Origin of the sequence: Arthrobacter sulfonylureivorans, assembly GCF_022637435.1 — a bacterium.
Lineage (GTDB): Bacteria > Actinomycetota > Actinomycetes > Actinomycetales > Micrococcaceae > Crystallibacter > Crystallibacter sulfonylureivorans.
On record NZ_CP093326.1, the window covers coordinates 35,202 to 50,158 of the forward strand.

16 protein-coding genes and 3 tRNA genes are annotated in these 14,957 nt (G+C 66.4%); 6 read left to right on the forward strand and 13 right to left on the reverse strand.

The features are described from left to right. Position 1: 1 nt before the first annotated feature. The 8 genes from MNQ99_RS00185 to MNQ99_RS00220 all read right to left on the reverse strand — a co-directional run bounded on the left by MNQ99_RS00185 (position 2) and on the right by MNQ99_RS00220 (position 4,899). Positions 2-613, reverse strand: a complete 612-nt coding sequence (locus MNQ99_RS00185; RefSeq protein WP_127513075.1) for a hypothetical protein — start codon at positions 611-613, stop codon at positions 2-4. Continuing rightward, positions 610-1,224 carry a hypothetical protein gene (locus MNQ99_RS00190; protein WP_241914012.1) on the reverse strand — a complete coding sequence of 205 codons (615 nt, stop codon included), beginning with the start codon at positions 1,222-1,224 and terminating at the stop codon, positions 610-612. The genes MNQ99_RS00185 and MNQ99_RS00190 overlap by 4 nt, the downstream gene beginning before the upstream one ends. Beyond that, positions 1,221-1,685: a hypothetical protein gene (locus MNQ99_RS00195; protein ID WP_338423106.1), complete on the reverse strand. Its 465-nt coding sequence runs from the start codon at positions 1,683-1,685 to the stop codon at positions 1,221-1,223. Before MNQ99_RS00195 ends, MNQ99_RS00190 begins: the two co-directional genes overlap by 4 nt. Continuing rightward, entirely contained in the window at positions 1,682-1,873 is a 192-nt protein-coding gene (locus tag MNQ99_RS00200) for a DUF2273 domain-containing protein (RefSeq protein ID WP_127513076.1), read from the reverse strand. The genes MNQ99_RS00195 and MNQ99_RS00200 overlap by 4 nt, the downstream gene beginning before the upstream one ends. 31 nt (positions 1,874-1,904) lie before the next feature. After that, positions 1,905-2,471: an Asp23/Gls24 family envelope stress response protein gene (locus MNQ99_RS00205; RefSeq protein ID WP_241914013.1), complete on the reverse strand. Its 567-nt coding sequence runs from the start codon at positions 2,469-2,471 to the stop codon at positions 1,905-1,907. Positions 2,472-2,516: 45 nt separating this feature from the next. After that, complete coding sequence (locus MNQ99_RS00210) at positions 2,517-3,074, reverse strand: hypothetical protein (protein WP_241914014.1); 558 nt, start codon at positions 3,072-3,074, stop codon at positions 2,517-2,519. Positions 3,075-3,249: 175 nt separating this feature from the next. After that, positions 3,250-4,023, reverse strand: coding sequence for an alpha/beta fold hydrolase (locus MNQ99_RS00215; RefSeq protein ID WP_241914015.1), 774 nt, complete (start codon positions 4,021-4,023; stop codon positions 3,250-3,252). A gap of 105 nt (positions 4,024-4,128) precedes the next feature. Then, positions 4,129-4,899 (reverse strand): MBL fold metallo-hydrolase, encoded by a 771-nt coding sequence (locus MNQ99_RS00220; RefSeq protein ID WP_241914016.1) that lies wholly within the window; start codon positions 4,897-4,899, stop codon positions 4,129-4,131. A 207-nt stretch (positions 4,900-5,106) separates the two neighbouring features. Between MNQ99_RS00220 and MNQ99_RS00225 the strand changes: the two genes are divergently transcribed. Beyond that, a complete protein-coding gene (locus MNQ99_RS00225) occupies positions 5,107-5,316 on the forward strand; it encodes a hypothetical protein (RefSeq protein WP_241914017.1) in 210 nt (69 codons plus the stop codon). An 89-nt stretch (positions 5,317-5,405) separates the two neighbouring features. Here MNQ99_RS00225 and MNQ99_RS00230 read toward each other — a convergent pair. The 3 genes from MNQ99_RS00230 to MNQ99_RS00240 form a co-directional block, all read right to left on the reverse strand. Continuing rightward, positions 5,406-5,481: transfer RNA gene (locus MNQ99_RS00230), tRNA-Phe, on the reverse strand. 57 nt (positions 5,482-5,538) lie between these two features. Then, positions 5,539-5,612: transfer RNA gene (locus MNQ99_RS00235), tRNA-Asp, on the reverse strand. A gap of 84 nt (positions 5,613-5,696) precedes the next feature. Beyond that, positions 5,697-5,769, reverse strand: a tRNA-Glu gene (locus tag MNQ99_RS00240). A 146-nt stretch (positions 5,770-5,915) separates the two neighbouring features. Between MNQ99_RS00240 and MNQ99_RS00245 the strand changes: the two genes are divergently transcribed. Both MNQ99_RS00245 and MNQ99_RS00250 read left to right on the forward strand, forming a co-directional pair. Next, on the forward strand, positions 5,916-6,287 hold the full coding sequence (locus tag MNQ99_RS00245; RefSeq protein WP_241914018.1) for a metallopeptidase family protein: 372 nt from the start codon (positions 5,916-5,918) through the stop codon (positions 6,285-6,287). Positions 6,288-6,781: 494 nt separating this feature from the next. Further along, positions 6,782-8,344 carry a C40 family peptidase gene (locus MNQ99_RS00250; protein ID WP_241914019.1) on the forward strand — a complete coding sequence of 521 codons (1,563 nt, stop codon included), beginning with the start codon at positions 6,782-6,784 and terminating at the stop codon, positions 8,342-8,344. A gap of 89 nt (positions 8,345-8,433) precedes the next feature. Here MNQ99_RS00250 and MNQ99_RS00255 read toward each other — a convergent pair whose 3' ends face one another. Next, positions 8,434-9,456, reverse strand: a complete 1,023-nt coding sequence (locus tag MNQ99_RS00255; protein ID WP_241914020.1) for a universal stress protein — start codon at positions 9,454-9,456, stop codon at positions 8,434-8,436. Positions 9,457-9,651: 195 nt separating this feature from the next. Here MNQ99_RS00255 and MNQ99_RS00260 point away from each other — a divergent pair, with 195 nt between their 5' ends. Further along, entirely contained in the window at positions 9,652-10,302 is a 651-nt protein-coding gene (locus MNQ99_RS00260; protein ID WP_241914021.1) for an FAD-binding protein, read from the forward strand. A 105-nt stretch (positions 10,303-10,407) separates the two neighbouring features. Further along, complete coding sequence (locus MNQ99_RS00265) at positions 10,408-11,877, forward strand: NCS2 family permease (RefSeq protein ID WP_127513085.1); 1,470 nt, start codon at positions 10,408-10,410, stop codon at positions 11,875-11,877. A gap of 94 nt (positions 11,878-11,971) precedes the next feature. Here the strand turns inward: MNQ99_RS00265 and MNQ99_RS00270 are convergent, their stop codons facing one another. Then, positions 11,972-13,363, reverse strand: a complete 1,392-nt coding sequence (locus tag MNQ99_RS00270) for an MFS transporter (protein ID WP_277883572.1) — start codon at positions 13,361-13,363, stop codon at positions 11,972-11,974. Between the two features lie 159 nt (positions 13,364-13,522). Between MNQ99_RS00270 and MNQ99_RS00275 the strand changes: the two genes are divergently transcribed. Then, positions 13,523-14,461 (forward strand): LysR family transcriptional regulator, encoded by a 939-nt coding sequence (locus tag MNQ99_RS00275; RefSeq protein ID WP_241914022.1) that lies wholly within the window; start codon positions 13,523-13,525, stop codon positions 14,459-14,461. Positions 14,462-14,957: the final 496 nt, after the last annotated feature.

The window sequence follows — 14,957 nt, forward strand, 5'->3', positions numbered from 1 at the left end:
GTCAGCGGACGCGGTCGGCACGGACCAGGCGCGAGCGGGCGCCGGCCACCAGGTGGATCACCACCGGGAAGCTCATGCCGAGGGCAAGGTCCAGCGCTTCGACCAGGTCGGAGACTTCGTCGGCCACGGCTTGCGGGGATACGCCCAGCCGGGGCACCACCCGGATGCGCAGGGCTCCGCCGCCGTCGTAGTCGAAGGCCGTCACGGTTGCGTGCAGGATGCTGTCGCGTTCCAGCAGCGCGGCCCGCAGCGCCTGCTCGGCCACGCCGGAACTGAGCTGGACGGCGCCGGGCGCGCCGTCGCCGTCGTAATCAGCGGCGATGGTTCCGGTGCGGCCCTTGCCTTGCTGCGCGACCCACGCGATCATCAGCAGCACCAGCAGAAGCAGCAGCAGGGACGCCACGATCCAGAGCCAGCTGTCCCGCTGGCCGGGCAAAGTGGTGGCGTCCAGCACCGCCTGCAGGTTGGCGCCGGCTTGTGCAGTGGCGGCATGCCACCAGCCCGCGAGTGCCGGAACCAGCGCGAGCGCCAGGGCGGTGCCGCCGGCGAGCATCAGCAGCAGCCCAAGGAGGGTGATCAGGATGCGGTTCAGGGTCCGGGGGGTCTGATTCACTGTCCCACCACCCCGGAGCTGGAGACGAAGACTCGGACCTGCGGGACCGGACTGATCCGCGAGCGGCGAACTTCGTCCTCCACCGCCAGCTGGATGGCATCGGCGTTCACGGGAATGCCGGACGTGGGCCGCAGCCGGACGTCCACCAAGCCACGCGACACCACCACCAGCACCTGCTCGCGCGTCACCTCCGCCTCGGTGCGGGCGCGGCGCGCCAGCGAGGATGCGAGCACCTCATCGTCCACCACCACAACTCCCCGGCGGCCGGGAATGCGGTGGCGGTGCAGATGCCCCGGCAGCACTCCCTGCAGGAAAAAGAACAGCCCCAGCAGCAAGATCAGTGCCCCGGACGCACCCAGCACGGCCGGTGCCACATTGCCCGGCAACTGGTGCAGCCAGCCGGCCACCTCCTCCGGATCGGCCAGCCAGGACGGCTGCCCGATCGCCTTCAAGGCGGCTTCGAGCAGCAGGTACAGGCCGACCAAAGCAATAAGGACGGCGGCAATCACCGACGCCGTGGCCCGGGAACTGCGCAGCTCCCGGTTGGCCAGGCGCTCATCGGCCAGACGTTGGCCGGCCGGCCGGTCGCTTTCAACCTCGGTGTGGTTCACCGGACCCGGCCCCCTTCCTGCACGCGGATGCCGGTGACCCTGATGTCCACCCGGCTCAGCTGCGAACCGCTGATCCGCGAGACCTCCGCCAGAATCGCTCCCTTGGCCGCATGGGCCCGGTCCCAGACCGAACCGCCGAAACCGGCCACCAGTTGGGGGTCGCGCAGCACCCTGTTCAGCGAGGGGATGCCGACGGGCAGCGCCAGGGACAGGGCGAGCGAACCGGCGTCGTCACTCCACGTGGCGCGGACCAGTCCGGGCGAGATTCCCAGCACCCGCGCCGCGGCGCCCTGGGCGGTGCTAGTCAAGGCCTGTGTGCTGACCCGGGTGTGCCCGGCGTAGCTCTCCGCGGGCGGCCCGGCGGGCTCTGCCGCCAACGGCTCTCCGTTCGGGCGGTAGACAGGCGCTGGCCTGGCCGGGCGGGGAGGCAGTTTCTCGGCGGGCACGGCGCGGTCCGTCATGAAGACGAGCGTCGTCCGGTCAAGGCATCGCGGATGCTGCGCCAGTCGAGTTTCCCTTCCGCGGCGCGGCCCAGCAGCGCTCCCACCATCAGGAACACCGCCATCAGCAGGAATCCCCAGAAGTGGAACACCAGCGCGGCCCACGCCAGCACCGCGCCGACGGCCATGCCGACCACCGTGTAGCTCATCCTTGCTCCTCCCACCGATCCACGCATCCTGTTACTGGGCCACCTGACGGACCGGCTTCTCCGCCGGCGCCTTGGGGTCCAGCCCGGGCACGTGCACGTCGTTGATCTCCACGTTCACTTCAACCACGTCCAGCCCCACCAATTGCTCGACGGCGGTGTACACCGCCGCGCGCACGCTGCCCGCCAGCTCGTGCAGCGGCTTGCCGTAGACGGCCACCAGGTTGATGTCCACGGCGACCTGGGTCTGGCCGACCTCCACGTGCACGCCCTGGCCCGCGTCGCTGCCACCCACCACATCGCGTAGCGCGCTCAAGGCGCGCGCGGTGCCGCTGCCCAGCGCATAGACCCCGGGAACGGAGCGGGCGGCAACCGCCGCGACCTTGGCCACCGCCGCTTCGGAAATGGTGGTGCGGCCCGGAGCGACCGGGACCACCACCGCCGAGTCGGGAAGCAGCGCCGGGTCAATCTCGGCCTGTCCCGGCGTCTGCAGGTCCGGCAGTTCCGTGCCGCCTGCAGGGGTTGCGTCAGGTGCGGAGACGGGGACTTGCCCCGGAGCATCTCCCACGGACGGGGCGGGCGGCCGATCCTCGCTGTGCATCTGTTCTCCCTGGGCTGTGCTGACTCTCAGGGCAAGCCTAACGCCTCATTCCCCGCAGTGTTCGGCCAGCCAGTCCTGCACCGGCTGAAGCGCTTCGGCAAAGGCGGTGACGTCGAAGTCGCGGTCGGGTGCTGACCGTTTCAGCAGGCGTTCGATACGGTCCAGATCATCGGTGAGCTCGGGCGGGACCTTGCGGCTGAATTCGTCCAGTTCATCCTGCAAGGACTGCAGGTCGGAGTCCTTCACGCCGGTCATAAAGCCCAGCGGGACCAGCAGGAGCGAGGCCACGTTGGCGGCCACCGCTGCGCAGGCGTCGGCCTGGTCGCCATAACGGCCCCACAAGCGGGCGTCTTTGCCTGCTTTGCCGCCTCCCTTGGCGTCAGTGGAGCCCGACGGCGGTGCCGGGCTGGGCGATGCGGTGGCGGATTGTTTGTCGGCCGGGTCAGGTGGCGTGGGTGCTTCGGCAGGGGCGGTCGGTACCGCGGCCGACGCAGAGGGGGCGGGCACCGCCGTCGTTGTTTGCCTTGCCGGGTCAGCGCTGCACGATGTCAGCATGACGGCCGTTACCAAGCCGCTGGCTGCAATCTTCAGAAGGGCCTGCACTACGCTCCTCGCTCCCATCGTCCCCGGTCAGTGCCTCATCAGGTGCAGGCGGCACTCGGAATACCCATCCATGGTAGGCCGGAGATCCTGAGTGGAGGCTGGGAACGGGCGGCGCCGCGCGTGCAGCGTTGTGTTGGAGGGGACGGCGGGGCGTGGTGCCGCGACGGCGAGGTGCTCAGGCCGGAAGCAGTGTCCGGGGCAGCACGGCCCGATCCGCCAGCCATTCCTCCAGCGTTCGGTTGAAAAGCTCAGGACGGTTCATCGGCCACTCGTGCGGGGACTTCGGTGCCAGTCCGCCGCGGGCGTTCGGCATCAGCCCGGCCAGCACCGCTGCGGACTCCCGGGCCTGCCGCGGTTCCTTTTCGCCAGCAGCGATGAGTACCGGGCAGGCGGCTTGGTCGAGGCCCGCGACGTTCGTGCCGACGAAGATCTCCGAGATGATCGCCCGGTATTGCTGCGGGTCCAGCGGCTGATTCTCCGCCAGGTATGCAGCCATCTGCTCGGGACCGAGCCGCAGGTACTTGGCCGAGGCCCGCCATAGGACGCGGTTCTTGGTCAGGCCCGCGAGGGCAAGCTGGGCCTTCAGCATCCACCGCGGCACCGGGAGCACGAGGACCCCGGTCAGCAGGGCGGTCCGCACCAGCTCCGGGCGTTGTGCCAGCAACCGCAGCCCAACGTCACCGCCCATCGACAGGCCGACCAGGTGGACCGGCTGGTCCGTGACGGATTCGATCAGTTCGGCGACCAGTTTGGCTGTCGCGTCCAGATTCTGCCAGCCGATGCCGCTGCTGGCGCCATGGCCCGGCAGGTCCGCGGCAAGGCAGCGGTGGGACTTGGAGAAGTGCTTCATTTGCTGGTGCCAGGTGATACCCGGCCAGCCCGCACCATGCAGGAAGAGGATGGTTTCGGCGGACTCGGGTCCGGAGGCTTCGAAGGCAAGACGCGGCATCAGCCCACTCTAGCGGCGGGGGAATCGCAGCCGGCAAGACCGGATGAACAAAAGGTGAACTGCCGCATGAAGTTCATCTGGGCGCTAACCGGCGGGACGCCGTGCCTACAAGGACAACTTTTCCCCCGGCGTAGGGATCCGCAGCAGGTCCTGAAGGCCGGCAGCGGCGAATGCACTGCGCAACTCCTCGTGGCCTTCGCTGTAGTGACTCCACCCCTCGGCATGGACCGGCACGACGACGGCCGCGTCCAGCGCGCGGGCAGCTGCCGCTGCGTCTTGGGCGGTCAGCGTCAAGGCGGCGTTGTCTAAGGCGCCCACCCGGGCAGCGCCGGCGAAGAGCACCGCCAAGCCAATAGGTGCGAACCGTCCGGCGACGGCGCTGACCACGTCCAGCGAAGCGTTGTCTCCACTCACATAAACGGTGGGCAGATCGGATGCCGTAAGAACGAATCCGGTCACGATACCGACCACCGGTTCGCACCCGTCGGGTCCGTGCTGCGCCGGGACGGAGGTAACGGTGACCGTCGCCCGGTCGGCAGCCTCAAGCACTGATCGCTCCCACGGAGCCATGCCGGAGACGCCCGTCATCCGTCCCGCTGCCTCCAGGGTTCCGAGCACCCTTGCGCCGCCGGATTCCACCAAGCGCCGGCCGGACGAATCCAAGTTGTCGACATGCTGGTCATGCGAGAGCAGGATCACGTCCACCGCCGGCAGGTCTTCGACCCGGATGGCCGGCCTTATGGTCTTCACCAAGGTTCCGCTCGGCGCCTGGAACTCGCCCGGTTCATCAAAGGTGGGGTCGGTGAGGAAGGTCCAGCCGCCGTACTTCAGCAAGGCCGTCGGGCCCCCAACATGGGTTAATGCGGTTTCGCTCATGTGCCTATGTTCCCGCACTAAGCCTGTTGTGGACAGTGGTGGCTCCGACGAACTATCCCACCGTGCGGACATCGGCAAAGCCTTCGGAGCCGCCATGCGACGCTGCGTAGGCATCTGTCCGCGGATGGTGCCTGACAGACCCAGCAGGGACAATCGGAGCCAAGGACGGCGACTATCCCGCCCTCACGGAATATCGGGAGGTAAGCCATGAGAACATTCGGGCAGCTAATCCTGGCCCTCGCCGCCGGCTGTGCGCTGGCAGCGATCTGGATCGCCGAGTTCCGCTGGCAGTGGGCGTTCACGGCCCTGTTGGTGTTCTTCATCGGCAGGACACTGGCCAAACGGCCGGAGCGAGAAAAGCGGCTCAGATACACCCGGGCGAACATCGACGCGGTAAACCGGCTCCTCAAGGACTAAGAGCGTCCACGCGAGTACACCGGAGGTCTCGCCACGAACGAAAGAACCCCGGAACTCGGTGAGTTCCGGGGTTCTTCATTTAGTTTTGCTGGTGGCTCCGACCGGCGTCGATCCGGTGACCTTTCGATTTTCAGTCGAACGCTCTACCAACTGAGCTACAGAGCCTGGCAACATCTCTCGATGATCACCGATGGCGTTCCGAAATCGCTCCGGAAACCAAAGCGACCCTGACGGGACTTGAACCCGCGACCTCCGCCGTGACAGGGCGGCGCGCTAACCAACTGCGCTACAGGGCCTTGCATTTTTTACGAGACTCAATCCTACCAGCCTTTTGAAGCGGTTCTGACCACTTCAGCGGCTGCCATTCATGACGCCTCGCGTACCCCCAACGGGATTCGAACCCGTGCCGCCGCCGTGAAAGGGCGGTGTCCTAGGCCGCTAGACGATGGGGGCCAGGACCACTTGGGATTCGTTTTCCCCGCTGTGGACCTATAAAACTATAGGGCCTGCTTCGGGAAAAACCAAAACCGGCCATCCGGCCCTGCACGGAGCGCACCTGCCCGCCCTTCCGAAGCTCCCCCGCAGGTAAAGTCGATGGCATGCCGATGGAGATGTCCCTGCCGGAATTCGAGGACGCGGTCAACGACGCGATCGACCAGATTCCGGAAGACATCATGCGCGAAATGAGCAACGTCGGCATCTTCGTCGAAGAGGAATACGTTCCCAGGCCGTGGGAGGACCCGGGCACGGAACTGCTGGGCATCTACGAAGGCACGCCGCTCACCGAGAGGGATCACTGGTGGGGCGCCGGGTCCATGCCCGACCGGATTGTGGTCTTCCGCGGGCCGACCCTGCGGATGTGCTCCTCCCGGGAGGAAATAGTCCACGAGATCCTGGTGACGGTGATCCACGAGGTCGCCCACCATTTCGGCATCGACGACGACCGCCTACACGAACTGGGCTGGGGCTAACCCAACTCTCGGCCTCGCCGCCACCGGCATCCGCCAACAACTCCTATCGGCGTGGCCACGAATACCCACTGCCGGCACGAACGGGTACATCAACCCGTCCGGCACGAGTACTTGGATGCCGTTCCCCGGCGCCACATTGGCCTGGCCTTCGCCAGCGAGCCGGCGCAGCTGCGGCGTGCTGGCCGCATTCGCTGCGCACCTGCACGGGTTGCCGCCTCCGCCCGCCGCCAATGTGGCTCGGGCTGCAGGGCCAGCTTGACGGCGACACGCCGCTCCCCCTCAAAACCATGAAAATGACACTGATGTTGTTTATGTTACTCATGAGGTAAATGTTGCTTAAGTGACCAAAGGTGCATATTCTCAACGTGCTGTGTGAATGCAGTTCGGTCTAGTTGGGGTGCCACCCGTTCGCACATTGACCGCTCTCGGCCCCAAGGCCGGCCGTCCCGAAAGGGCGCGTACATTCACTGCGCTCGTATTAAGGACCCGTTCGGATGAGGCTGCTTCCCTCGGGGCGTCCTGCCCCGCATCGATCGACGACGCCGATGCGCGCCGTCGCGCTCTTCTCGGCTACCGCCCTGCTCGTCTGCGTTCCGGCCTTGGCGCCGGCCGTCGCCGCTCCAGCCGGACAGTTGCCGCAGGTGACTTCGGTACGGATCACCCTGCCGGCCGCGCCGAGCCTCCCTTCCAACGACGAGATCGACGACGCCAAGGGCGATGCAGCCGCCACCCAGGCGCTGGTAGACCGGATCGAAGAACAGCTGAAGGTGGCCTCGGGGCACCTGACCAACGCCCAGTTCGATTCGATGCGTTCGCAGAACACCTACAGCGAGTCGCTGCTGAAGCAGCAAGAGCGGACCGCAGAGCTCGCTGATGCCAAGGCCAAGGCGTCGCAGGCGGCCGAATACTTCGAGTCGGTCAAGAATCAGGTGGGCCAGCTGGCCGGCGAGCTGTACCGGAACGGCGGCGTTAACCCCGCTTTGAGCGCACTGCTGGACAGCAAGGACACCAGCGATGTGCTGTACAAGGCCTCCACTCTGGATGCGCTGACCGCTAACCGCTCACAGACCCTCACCGAATCCCAGCAGGCCGCCCAGCTGTGGGCCGCCTGGGAGCTTTATGTCGCGCAGGCCGATGAGGCCGCCAAGGACGCCGCGGTGGCAGCGGAAGCCGCCGAGACTGATGCCAAAGCCGCCAGCGCAGCCCAGGAACAGCTCGTGATCCGCTACGAGGAACAGCGCCAGTCGCTCCTGGTGCATCTCGCCGAACTCAGAGGGACCAGCACCAGCGAAGAAGACGACCGCATCGCCGCCTTGGAGAAGGCGGAGCAGGACCGCCAGCTCCAGGCTTTAGTTGAGCAGTCAGCGCAAGAGGCGGCCGCCGCCCAGCGTCCGTCCAGCAGCAGCTCGAGCGCACAAGGGTCCACGGTGGCGCCGGCCAGCGACGACATCACTCCGTCAAGGCCTACGCAACCGTCAACTCCGCCGCCGTCGACGTCCACGCCGCCCCCCTCGACGCCGCGTCCCTCCACCCCCAAGCCCTCGACGCCGGCTCCCACCAAGCCCGCCACCCCGCCCTCAAGGCCGACCCCGCCGCCTGCTCAACCCAAGCCCCAACCCGAGCCGGAGCCGGAGGTGGTCACGCCGCCTCCGGTTGTTGGAGCGCCGTCGGTCAACGGCGGCATCGCCGGCGCCGCCATCAACTTCGCGATGGCAAAGCAAGCGAACAAGAAGTCCTTCTACGACTGGGGTGGCAACGGTCCGCTGGGTTACGACTGTTCCGGCCTGACACAGCAGGCATTTAGCAGCGCGGGCCGGTGGCTCCCCCGGACTGCGCAGGCCCAGCTCGACCAAGCACCCTACAAGGTTCCGCTTTCGCAGTTGCAGCCCGGCGACTTGGTGTTCTGGGGAGAACCCAATGCCATCTGGCACGTGGCGGTCTACATCGGCAATTGGCAGGTGGTCCATGCGCTGAATGAGAAGGATGGTCTGACCGTGACGAACATCAGTCACATGTACGGAAAGCTGCACACCTCGGGGGCGCGCTGGGCCGTCTAGGTCGACAACAGCTTAAAGGGGCCGGGCCCGGAACCTGGTTGGGCCGGGCCCGGCCCCTTTGTCCTGCGGTGGTTTTTATACTGCGGTGCTTAGTGTCCCTCGGCGTCGGGGAGGGGACCGAAGTTCCGGCGGTCGTCCAGCCGTGGATCCTGCCGGTCCGGGACCACCATGACCGGCCCCCTGGCGTGGTGCAGCACACCCTGGCTGGTGGAACCGAGCAGCATGCCGGCGAAGCCGCCGCGGCCGCGCGTCCCGACCACCAGCAGTTCTGCGGTGCGGGAAGCGTCGATCAGAAGTTCCACCGGCGAGCCGTCCTGCACCTCGCCGATGACGTACAGGTTCGGGAAGTGGCTCTTGATCCACGCCACGCCGGCGTCGAGCTGCTCGCGGATGTCGGCGTAAAGCGCCTCCCGGTCCAGCGGCGCGGGCACCCACGCCAGCGAGCCAGTGAATGGCGGCAGCGCGCACACCAGCTTGAGCGGGTAGCCAAGTCGCTCGGCCTGCTCTGCTGCCACCAGGGTGGCATTGCGTGCCTGCTCCGACCCGTCGACGCCGACGACGACGACCTTCTCGATGTCCTCCGGCCGCACGGCCTGTTCCTTGGACCGTGGGACTTCAATGTCAAGGTCACCCAGCCGGGGCGCGCAGGCCAGCGGTATGGTCACCGTGGGGCACTCCGCGTGGGCCGGGACGGCGCTGCTGACCGAGCCGAGCAACCTGCCCATGAAGCCGCCGCGCCCTCGCGTGCCGACCACTATCAGCTCGGCCTGTTCGGAAAGTTCCAGCAGGACGCCGGCAGCATCGCCGGTTTCCACTCTGGAGTCCACGTCGAGGTTATAGCCGGCGATTTTGGACACTGCCTGCTCCAGCACGGCTTCGGCACCTTCGCGGATCACGGAATCGTCCAGCGTGGCATAGCCGGCATCCATGCTGGATGCAGCAAAGACCGGAACGGTATAAGCGGTCACGACATGCAGTGGGGTCCGGCGCCGCTGCGCCTCCTCAGCAGCCCAAACCAACGCACAGATGCTCTGGTCGGAGCCGTCGACTCCGACGACGATGCCGTGTGGAGCGGCACCCTGTCCAGCGTTTCCGGCCGTGCCTTCTGTCATGCGTTCCGCCTCCCTCAACATTGCGCTGGCATCCTCGCCAGCTACCCTCAGCTTACTCCGCGGCAAAGGCCTTCTCAGTGGCCGGAAAGTTATGTAGGCTTCCAGGAAATTACTATTGAACAACAGTTTCACAATGCCTTGCGGGCGGCCCGTTCGCCGTCCGAGGTTCTCCCTACCGTTCAAGGAGTCCGTGCAGTGAGTGGCGTTTCCACACCAGCGGTTCCGACCGAGTACACCACCACGGTGGTCATCGGCTCCGGACTGCCCGGATTGGCGGTGGCCAGTGAGCTGAGCCGCCGAGGCGTGTCCTCGATAGTGGTGGCGGGCCTGCTCTCCCAGCCGTCCGACCCCAGCCGTCGGTCTCCGTTGGCAGACTCGTCGGTCCGCGGTGACCGCAATGACCTGGTGCGGCTACTGCAGGCATACGCGGCCAGCCATGAACTCGATATTCGACGCACCACCTTTGCCTGCGGGGTCAACCGGACCTCCGCGCAGACTGCGCACGCATTGCCACTGGATCCGCACCCCGGAGCGTTGGAGGCACGCACGACCCGCGTCCCTTCGATCAGCCGGGACAGCAAGCAGCGCTGGGTCATCCGCACCGAGCGCGGCCTGCTGGTGGCCGATTCGGTTGTCCTGACGGGCTGTGCGCAGAACCAGATCCGGCGCCTGCTCCGCAGCCTGGGCATAGCGGCGGGGGAAAACGCGGTTGCTGTCCTGAAGGCCATCGGCCTGTATCTGGTGGGCGTTGCAGACTTGCTGGCCCCGAGCACCCGGGAGATCATCCGGCAGGCGAAAGTAACCGGAAACGCCATCGCATCCTCCGGCCGCACGGCCGTCGCCTGAGGATCGGCAGCCAAGCGCCGCCGTCGTACGCCTCTGCCCGCTGCAGGAGCGTAGAATTCTGGGGAAACTTCCAACTATGCCACTCACCTGTGGAGGACATTCCCCATGCCCGCAAAGGCAGCAGTAGCCGACAAGACTTCGGTGCTCGACCGATATTTCGAGATCACCAAGCGCGGCTCCAACTATTCACGTGAAATCCGCGGCGGCCTGGCCACGTTCTTCGCGATGAGCTACATCGTGGTGCTGAACCCGCTGATCCTGGGCGGCGCCGATTCAACCGGAGCCATGCTTGGCGCCGAGCGCGTCGCGGCGGTGACGGCCCTGGTGGCCGGCGTGCTGACGATTGCGATGGGCGCGTGGGCCAAGTACCCGTTCGCCCTGGCGACCGGCCTGGGCGTCAACGCCTTCGTCGCCATCACGGTTGCGACCAACCCGGGCCTGACCTGGCCTGACGTCATGGGCCTGGTGGTGCTCTCCGGCATCACCATGCTGATCCTGGTGCTCACCGGGTTCCGGACGGCGGTTTTCAACGCCGTGCCGCAAAGCCTCAAGACCGCCATTGTGGTGGGCATCGGCATGTTCATCGCCCTGATCGGCCTGGTCAACGCTGGCTTCATCCGCCGCATTCCGGACGCGGCGGGCACCACTGTTCCGGTGGGCCTCGGGTTCGACGGCGTGCTGCTGGGCTGGCCAACCCTGGTCTTCATTTTCGGCCTGATCCTGACCATCGCCCTGGTGGTGCGCAAGGTCAAGGGCGGCATCCTGATCGGCGTGCTGTCCGCCACTGTGCTCGCGGTGATCATCGAGGCCGTGGCCAACGTCGGCCCTTCGGTGGGCCCCGACGGCTTCAACCCGCAGGGCTGGTCCCTGGTGGTGCCCGAACTGCCGAACGGCAGCTGGGTGGGGCTGCCCGACCTGAGCCTGGTCGGCCAGGTCAGCGTTTTCGGCTCCTTCGGCACGCTGGGCTTCACGGCCGCCTCCCTGCTGGCCTTTGCGATCCTGCTGAGCATCTTCTTCGACGCCATGGGCACCATGGTGGGCCTGGCCAATGAGGCAGGCCTGACCGACAAGCAGGGCAACATTCCGCACGTGGACAGGGTGCTGATCGTCGACGCCGTGGGTGCCGTTGCCGGCGGCGCTGCATCGGTCTCGTCCAACCAGATCTACGTGGAATCCGGCGCAGGCATCGGCGAAGGTGCGCGCACCGGCCTGGCCAACGTCGTCACCGGCCTGCTGTTCCTGCTGGCCATGTTCTTCACGCCGCTGATTTCGCTGGTGCCGTTCGAGGCAGTGGCGCCGGCGCTCGTCGTCGTCGGTTTCATGATGGTGTCCCAGGTGGGCAAGATCGATTGGGCCGACTGGGGCGTGGCCATCCCGGCCTTCCTGACCTTCACCCTGATGCCGTTCACGTATTCCATTGCCAACGGCCTGGGCGCGGGCTTCATCGCCTACGTGCTGGTGCGCACGTTCCAGGGCCGGGCCCGGGAGATCCACCCGCTGATGTGGGTAGTTGCCGCCGCCTTTGTGCTCTTCTTCGGCATAGGACCGGTCGAGCAGCTCATCGGTTTCCGCTGACCAACCGGCTCCCCCTGAACAACGAAGGGACCGGTGCCGCCCGCAACGGGTGGCACCGGTCCCTTTTGCTTGCCCTGGTCGGGCTTGGGTCTGCTTAGGCCTGGGCCCGCACCTCGGACCCGGCCTGGGCGGCGATGTCGGCCCGGTCCAGATCGCGCAGCGAGGCGCCCTTGGTCTCACGTGCGAAGTACACGGCCACGATGGTGATGACCGAAGCGACCACCAGGTACAGGGCCACCGGCAGCCAGTGCCCAAAGTCCTTCAGCAGCGTGGAAGCGATGATCGGGGCCAGCGAACCGGCGAAGATCGACGTCACCTGATAACCCAGCGAGACACCGGAGTAGCGCATCCGGGTGGGGAACATCTCGGCCATGATGGCCGGCTGGCCCGCGTACATCAGACCATGCACGCCAAGGCCCAGGAAGATCGCGGCCAGGATGATGATCGGGTTCTGCGTGTCGAACATCGGGAAGGCGACGAAGGCCCAGACCCCCGAGAGCACGGCGCCGGCCATGTAGACCGGCCGCCGGCCAATGGTGTCCGACAGCCGCCCGTAGAACGGAATCACCACAAAGTGGAAGGCATGCGCCAGGATCAGCAGGCCCAACACGGTGGTGACGTCGAAGTCGTGCACGGTCTTCAGGTAGGTGATGGAGAACGCCACCACGATGTAGTAAATGATGTTCTCTGCCACGCGCAGGCCCATGGCAGTGAAAACACCGCGCGGGTACCGCTTCATCACTTCCACCACACCGTAAGAGGTGGACTTGACCTTGGCGGACTCTGCTTGGGCTTCCAGGAAGATCGGCGCCTCGGTGACCTTGGTGCGGATGTAGTAGCCCACGATCACGATGACTGCGGAGAGCCAGAAGGCAACACGCCAGCCCCAGGCCTGGAATTCGGCGTCGGAGAGGATGCCGGACATGACCCACAGCACCACGGTGGCCAGCATGTTGCCCATCGGCACGCCGGCCTGCGGCCAGGACGCCCAGAAGCCGCGCTTGTCAGCCGGGCTGTGTTCGGCGACCAGCAGCACTGCGCCGCCCCACTCGCCGCCGATGGCAAAGCCCTGAATGAACCGCAGGGCCACGAGCAGACCCGGCGCCCAGTAACCGATCTGGTCGAAACCGGGCAGGCAGCCCATCAGGAAGGTGGCTGCGCCGATCAGGATGATGCTCAGCTGCAGCAGTTTCTTCCGGCCCACCTTGTCCCCAAAGTGTCCGAATACTATGCCGCCCAGCGGTCGGGCGATGAAGCCGACGGCGAAGGTGACGAAAGCGGCGATAATCGCGTCCAGTTCGGTGCCGGCATCGGGGAAGAACAGGGCGCCGAAAACCAGCGTGGCTGCCGTGGCATAAAGGAAGAACTCGTACCATTCCACGACCGTGCCGGCCATGGAGGCCGTAACAACCTTGCGCAGGACCGACGGCGGTGACTCCTGCGGGGCGCCGGATCCGGGTCCGGTGGGGGTAGCGTGGGCGCTCATCTTTCTCCTTGCTTGGCGTGCGGATACTGCGGTGCGTGGCCGCCGGAAGGTTCCGGCGCGCCTGTGAGTGAGGTCACAATGCGACCACACTGAGTATTCCCTCTCACCACGTGTGCATCAATGGCAAACTTTGCAGGCCCGGTCTGCAAAAATGCAGACATGACTTCCGCGCCTCAGCCCGCCAACCCGGACGACCTGATCATCTTGCTCGCCGTGGCACGCACCGGCAGGTACACCGCCGCGGCCGACAACCTGGGCCTGAACCACACCACGGTCTCCCGTCGGATCGCCGCCCTGGAGAAGGCCTTGGGCGGCCGCGTGTTCTCCCGCGCGCCGGGCGGCTGGGAACTGACCGACCTTGGCCGTAAGGCGGCCACGGTGGCCGAACGGATCGAGGAATCGCTGGCCGGACTCAACCGCACGCCGGATGAAGCAGACCAATTGGCCGGCGTGGTGAGAATGTCCGCCACCGACGGCTTCAGTGCTTTCGTTGCCGCGCCGGCCATAGCGCGGCTGCAGCAAAACCATCCAAAGCTCAGCGTGGAGATCGTGACCGCCGCCCGGCGGGCCTCGCAGCACCGCCCTGGCCTGGATTTCGAAGTCGTCGTCGGGCGGCCGCAAGTCAACCGTGCACGATCCATCCGGCTGGGCAGCTACGTCCTGGGCCTGTACGGTTCGCGCGACTATCTGGCCAAACACGGCACGCCGGACAGCGTTCGCGCCGCCATGAACCACCCGCTGGTGTATTTCATCGACTCGATGCTGCAGGTGGACGATTTGGACGCCCCGCGCCGGTTGCTGCCGGCGATGGTGACCGCCCTCGGTTCCACCAATGTGTTTGTCCATGTGGAGGCCACCCGCGCCGGCGCCGGCCTCGGCCTGCTGCCGTGCTTCATGGCCAACCGGCATCCGGATCTGGTCCGCATCCTGCCGGAGGAACTGGAGGAGCGCCTCGGCTACTGGCTGGTGGCACGCCCGGAATCGCTGCGGCAACCGGCCGTCGCCGCCGTCGTCGATGCGCTCAGGCGAGAGGCCCGCACCAGGGAGGCAGAACTGATGGGAAGACCGGACCGCCGGGTGGTTCCCACCGGCACCTAGGTTCCCAGCGGCACCTTGGTTCCCGCCGGCACCTTAGTTCCCGCCGGCACCCCTGGTTTCTGCCGGGCGACGCCAGCTGTCCAGGTTCAGGCATCATTGTCCATCTCTTGGCTATCCACAGGCCGCTGACCTGCGTTGATGTCGACGGGCCCACCAAAACATGGACAGCGCACCGGCGCCGGGCCTCCCGATCACTCAAGCCTCGCCACGGTTAGTAGGCCCCGTTTTCGAATGCCGGCGCGATGAGCGAAGCCGCCGCGGCCCCTCACATCACGTTTTGGTATGGCCCTCCGCCACGACACCGCAAGGGTGAGGACGAGAGGTGAAACAGCTGGTGAAAGGATTAATTAGACCGAGATGCCGGGCACTGTACCTAACTTGGGGGGATTAGGTTGTCAGCACCCGGCATCCGGCGCCGGACCAAGTCCGGCTTAGCAGACATAGCGCTCCAGCCACCATCCATAGTGTCGAAGCCGTTTTTTCTATGCCTGCCTCC